The organism is Kitasatospora sp. NPDC057512 (assembly GCF_042802135.1).
Lineage (GTDB): Bacteria > Actinomycetota > Actinomycetes > Streptomycetales > Streptomycetaceae > Kitasatospora.
Genome location: NZ_JBHVET010000640.1, coordinates 1 through 5,137, shown reverse-complemented (window position 1 = coordinate 5,137; position 5,137 = coordinate 1). Strand labels below are relative to the sequence as shown.

The window sequence follows — 5,137 nt, the reverse complement described above, 5'->3', positions numbered from 1 at the left end:
CCCCTCCGGGGGCGCCGGCCGTCGGCGTTCGGCAGGGCGTTTCAGCGGGTCCAGGACGCCTCGTCCGCGCCGAGCACGTCGAACCGCTTGAGCAGACCCGCCGGTCCGCCGGCCCCCTGGACGGACGGGAGCCCCGCCGCGGTGCCGTTGGCGCAGAGCTGGACGCCCTTCTCGACCTGGCACACCGGGGTGCCGCCGTCCGGCCGGCCGTCCGCGAACTTCCCGAAGCCGTCCGGCTGCACCGTGACGCTCAGCCACTTGTCGCCGACGGTGTACGACAGGATGGCGCTCCACGGGGGCTCGGAGTCCCGGGTGGGCCGGTGGACCTCGGCGTTCCGCAGCCTGAGGTCGGCGGGCAGGCCGGTCGGGCGCACCGGGAACGGGACGTCCCGACTGCCGAACTCGGCGCCGGCGGCGACCCGGAGCAGGTCGTCCTGGACCTTCGCGTCCAACCACAGCGTGGCGGTCAGCTGGGCCCAGCGGCCGGAGGCGGTCATCCAGCGCAGCCCGCCCAGGGACCCCGACGCGTCGGTGAGCAGCCACTGGGCCTCCCGGCCGGCGACCGGGGGCGCGGGGGCCGTGTGCTGGCCGGGGGCGAGGGACTCGCCGGGGCCGCGCAGCAGCTCCAGCTTCAGCGCGGGGACCGCGTTGAGGACGGCGGTGGTGGTGGCCGCGGTGGCGACGGAACGGCCGTCGCTGGTGGCGTAGCCGACGGCCGGCCGGGCCAGCCACGACGGCAGCCAGCCGAAGCGGGCCTCGGCGTTCAGCGGACCGGTCTGCGCCGCCGGGGTCGGCGCGGCGGTCGGGGACGGTGCGAGCGAGACCGGGGCGGTGGGCGCGGGGACGGCCGGTGCGGGCGGTGCCCCGGCCGGGCGCAGCAGCAGGACACCGGCCAGGACGGCGGCGGTCGACCCGGCCACCACACCGACCAGGGCCTGCCGGCGGCGGCGCAGTCGGGCCCGGCCGCGGGCGATCACCGCCGAGGTGTCGAGTGCGGCGGGCGGTGCCGGGGCCTCGGCGAGGGCGCTCAGCCGGGCGGTCAGATCACGCTGCTCGTGCGACCTCATGACGTCCTCTCGGCGGTGGTGGGACGGGGGGAGAGCGTCGTCCGGAGGGTGGCCAGAGCCCGTGAGGTCTGACTCTTCACATTGCCCGAGGAGCAGCTCATCGCATCGGCGGTCTGATCGACCGTGAGGTCGCAGTAGTACCGGAGCACCACGGTGGCCCGCTGCTTGGGCGGCAGCGCGGCCAGCGCCTTGCGCAGGTCGAGCCGGGCGTCGAGGTCGACGGCCACCGACGCCACGTCCACCGGCGCCGCGGTCCGTGACGTCCGCCGCCACCAGGACGAGCGCTGCTCGGCGAGGAAGGTGTTGACCAGCACCCTGCGGGCGTAGCCGTCCAGGTTCTCGACCCGGCCGGCCCGTGACCAGTTCACGTACAGCTTGGTCGCGCACTCCTGCACCAGGTCGTCGGCCCGGTGCCAGTCCCCGCACAGCAGATAGGCGACCCTGCGCAGCCAGCCGCTCCTGGAGGCCACGTACTCCGTGAACTCCACGTCGCGCGTCTGCTTCGCCATCCGCACCCCCTCTCGTCGTGGTGGCGGCGCACCGGCGCGCCGTCCGCCCCTCTAATGCGGGCACCGGCCGGAACGTTGCACGCGAACCGCGCACGTAGGCTTTCCGGCATGCCCAACGGCCGGTACTCGCTCCATGACCCGCACGACCACGTCCCGCTCGGGGAGGAGCGCTTCTCCTGCGCCCCCGGGGCGGCCGGGTGGCGGTACGTCTCCAAGACCTACGCGCCGGACGGCCGGGTGCTCGGCAGCACCGACCTGACGCTGGACTCGCGCGCCCGGCCGCTGCGGATGGAGCTGCGGGCCGGCGGCTGGCAGGTGCGCGGCGGGGCGGTGGACGGAGTCGCCTGGGTCCGGACCGACGCGGCCGACCCCGGCGGCGAGCACGCGGCGGAGGGCCACGACCGGGCGCACGCCTTCACCGGCCGTTCGCCGGGCTTCCTGGTCGCCACCGCCCGGCTGCTGCGGCTGCGGGAGGGGGCGAGCGCGCGGGTGCGGCTGGTGGCCTTCACCGAGCCGGTGCTGGCGCCGCGCACCCTCGACCAGGGGTGGCTGCTGGAGGGCGTCGACACCCACGAGACGGACTCGGGGCCGCTGCTGGTCGAGCGGTACCAGGTGGCGGACCTGGAGACGGGCGAGCAGCAGGTCGTGCACCTGGCGGGCGACGTGGTGCTGGCGGCGGAGGGGATCGAGCTGGAGGAGCTGGCGTCGCCGCCGAACGCCTGGCGGGTGGGGGCGGAGGAGGAGTAGCGGGCCCGTGCGGCTGGGCCCCGTGCGGCCGGGCTGCGGCGGCCGGGGTGGCCCGCCTCAGGCGGGCGGGGCGAAGCCGCTGCCGGCGGCGGGCTTGTCGAGGGACGGGGCCGTCGGGACGGTCGGTGCGGCCGCCGGGACGGGGACCGGGGGAGCCGCGGGCGCGGGCTGCCGGGCCGGCAGGCCGAGGACCCGGACGGGCCGTCCGTCGGCCGGGCCCGTCGGAGCCGGCGCGGGGAGCGGACCGGAGGCCGGGCGGGGAGCGGGGACCTGGGCGGGTACCGGCCGGCCGGGTATCGGCCCGGCGGCCCACAGCTGCTGCTGGGCCCGCGTCCACTCCCGCCGCTGGCGCTCGGTGAGCACCGCGCCCAGGTACGCCACCGGGTGCAGCCCCGGCGGGATCGGGTGGCCGATCAGGGCGGACAGGTCCTCGGCCAGCCGGGTGGACATCCGGTGCATCACCGCCGGGTCCAACTGGCCCGTCCGGCCGAGCAGTTGGCGGACGGCCAGCCAGAGCGGCTCCGGCACGGCGGACAGATCCATCGCGACCAGCTCGTGGCCCATCGACTGCAGCAGGTGCGGGTGCACCGGCGGCAGCGGGGAGGCGGAGCCGCCCGCACCCGGGGTGCGCTCGCGGACGACCACCGTCCCGGCGAAGATGTCGCCGAGCCGCTTGCCGTCCGAGTGCACCGCCGAGGTGATCACGGCCGGGGAGCCGGTCAGCACGATCATCTCGAAGAAGCCGACCAGCCCGCGCACCAGCGAGTGCCGGAAGCGCACCGGCCCGCCGTCGGTGCGCACTACCCGCAGGCCGAGCGCGGCCTTGCCGAGCGAGCGGCCGCGGGTGAGGGTCTCGACCATCACGGGCACGGCGACCAGGAAGAACACCATCAGGCCGATCATCGTGGCGGCCAGGGCCGCGCCGTCGAGCCCGATCAGCGCGAGGCTCAGCAGCAGCGTGAACACCAGCAGGGCGGCGAACTCCACCAGCAGGTCGATCACGATCGCCAGGGCCCTGCTGGGAAGCTTCGCCGTCTGCAGGCCGAGGACGACCGCCTCACCCGTCACCAGGTCGCTCAAGACACCTGTCCGTTCACGTTCTTGGAGCCGGTACGGCTCGCCCATGGGGATCCGGCGGCTGGGAGGGCGGCGGTGCCGGGGGAGGGAACCACCCCGGACCGGCTCCCCGTGACGCGCTCTCCGCAGTCTGATCCGCAGCCGCAAACATACGGGGCCCGGTGGGCGCACGGGAAGTGAGATCCCGACGGCCGGGCCGGCGGCCGCTGCTGGCATGCTGGGCCGCGCGTGTCCGCCCGGACCCGCCCGTCCGCGGACCCGCCCGCGCATGCACGTCCGCGCCCGCACGTCCGCGCCCGCCGCCGATCATGGAGCCGCCGAAATGGACCTGGACGTCTTCGTCGCCACCCACCAGGGGGAGTGGGCCCGACTGGACGCCCTCGCCCGTCGGCGCCGGCTCGGCGGGGAGGAGGCCGACGAGCTGGTCACGCTCTACCAGCGCGCCACCGGACACCTCGCCAAGGTCCAGGCCGCCGCGCCGGACCCGGCCCTGGTGAGCCGGCTGACCGGCCTGGTCTCCCGCGCCCGCAGCGCGGTGACCGGCGCCCGGACCAACGGCTGGCAGGACGTCGCCCGCTACTACACGGTGAGCTTCCCGGCCGCGCTCTACCGCTCGCGCCGCTGGTGGGTGCCGGTGGCGGTGGTCTCGATGGTCGCCACCGCACTGCTCGCCTGGTGGATGGCCACCCACCCCGAGGTCCGCAACAGCCTGGTCGCGCCCGAGCACCTCCAGGAGATGACCCGCCCCGGCGGCCAGTACGAGACGTACTACTCGGACCGGCCGGCCAGCTCCTTCGCGGCACAGGTCTGGACGAACAACGCCTGGATCGCCGTGCAGTGCCTGCTGTTCGGGATCGCGTTGGGCATTCCGGTGCTCTACGTGATGTGGACCAACGTGCTCAACCTCGGCATCGGCGTCGGACTGATGGCCTCCGCCGGGCGCCTCGACGTCTTCCTCGGCCTGCTCATCCCGCACGGCCTGCTGGAGCTGACCGCGGTCTTCGTGGCCGGCGGCCTCGGGCTGCGCCTCGGCTGGACCGTCATCGACCCCGGCCCGCGCACCCGCTCGGTGGCGCTGGCGGAACAGGGCCGCGCGATCATCGGCATGTCGATCGGCCTGGCGACGGTCCTGGCGGTCTCCGGCGTACTCGAAGCCTTCGTGACCCCGTCCGGCCTGCCGACCTGGGCCCGCATCTCCATCGGCGTGCTGGCCGAGGCGGCCTTCCTCCTCTACGCCCTGGTGCTGGGCCGGAGGGCCGCCGAGGACGGGGAGTTCGGCGATCTGGACGCGGCCGACCGGGCGGACCTCCAGCCCGTCGCGGCCTGAGCCGATGTGATCGACAGGCCTCTGACCTGCTAGTCTTCTACTCGTCCCGGCCAAACCATTGACGTGGTGAGGGTGGGCTAGTAGGTTTGAACGGTTGGGACTGACTGGACAACGGTCGGGCCCGGGCGTTAGTGTCTACGACACCGCCGAATCGAGGCGAGCGTGTTCCACGGAATGCGCGTCCTCCGACGAAGCAAATCCCACGGACGGATCACTCCGAAAGCCTTGATAGGCTTCGGAACGAAGTTCGCAGGAAATCCCCCCAGTGGGAATCGGATGAATGAAGCGCCGGTAAACGGAGCGGAAAACGTCTGGTAAGCTGGAAACACGAAAGAACGAAGCCCGGAGGGTCCGCTGGAAGGCGGTCCGAAGGAAGCGTCCGTTCCTTGAGAACTCAACAGCGTGCCAAA

General features: G+C 74.3%; 5 protein-coding genes. 2 read left to right on the top strand and 3 right to left on the bottom strand.

The features are described from left to right. Positions 1 to 41 precede the first annotated feature (41 nt). Positions 42 to 1,067, bottom strand: a complete 1,026-nt coding sequence (locus ACFU6K_RS31010) for a hypothetical protein (RefSeq protein WP_380668637.1) — start codon at positions 1,065 to 1,067, stop codon at positions 42 to 44. Beyond that, a complete protein-coding gene (locus tag ACFU6K_RS31005) occupies positions 1,064 to 1,576 on the bottom strand; it encodes a SigE family RNA polymerase sigma factor (protein WP_380668635.1) in 513 nt (170 codons plus the stop codon). The genes ACFU6K_RS31010 and ACFU6K_RS31005 overlap by 4 nt, the downstream gene beginning before the upstream one ends. A 108-nt stretch (positions 1,577 to 1,684) precedes the next feature. Between ACFU6K_RS31005 and ACFU6K_RS31000 the strand changes: the two genes are divergently transcribed. Next, positions 1,685 to 2,323 carry a hypothetical protein gene (locus ACFU6K_RS31000; RefSeq protein WP_380668633.1) on the top strand — a complete coding sequence of 213 codons (639 nt, stop codon included), beginning with the start codon at positions 1,685 to 1,687 and terminating at the stop codon, positions 2,321 to 2,323. A gap of 57 nt (positions 2,324 to 2,380) precedes the next feature. Here ACFU6K_RS31000 and ACFU6K_RS30995 read toward each other — a convergent pair whose 3' ends face one another. Next, complete coding sequence (locus tag ACFU6K_RS30995; protein WP_380668631.1) at positions 2,381 to 3,403, bottom strand: RDD family protein; 1,023 nt, start codon at positions 3,401 to 3,403, stop codon at positions 2,381 to 2,383. Positions 3,404 to 3,722: 319 nt separating this feature from the next. Here ACFU6K_RS30995 and ACFU6K_RS30990 point away from each other — a divergent pair, with 319 nt between their 5' ends. Continuing rightward, entirely contained in the window at positions 3,723 to 4,727 is a 1,005-nt protein-coding gene (locus ACFU6K_RS30990; protein WP_380668629.1) for a stage II sporulation protein M, read from the top strand. The last annotated feature ends 410 nt before the right edge of the window (positions 4,728 to 5,137 follow it).

Bases quoted from the DNA above. Each gene is read 5' to 3' on its own strand.
- ACFU6K_RS31010 (WP_380668637.1), bottom strand. From the start codon at position 1,067: ATGAGGTCGCACGAGCAGCGTGATCTGACCGCCCGGCTGAGCGCCCTC.
- ACFU6K_RS31005 (WP_380668635.1), bottom strand. From the start codon at position 1,576: ATGGCGAAGCAGACGCGCGACGTGGAGTTCACGGAGTACGTGGCCTCC.
- ACFU6K_RS31000 (WP_380668633.1), top strand. From the start codon at position 1,685: ATGCCCAACGGCCGGTACTCGCTCCATGACCCGCACGACCACGTCCCG.
- ACFU6K_RS30990 (WP_380668629.1), top strand. From the start codon at position 3,723: ATGGACCTGGACGTCTTCGTCGCCACCCACCAGGGGGAGTGGGCCCGA.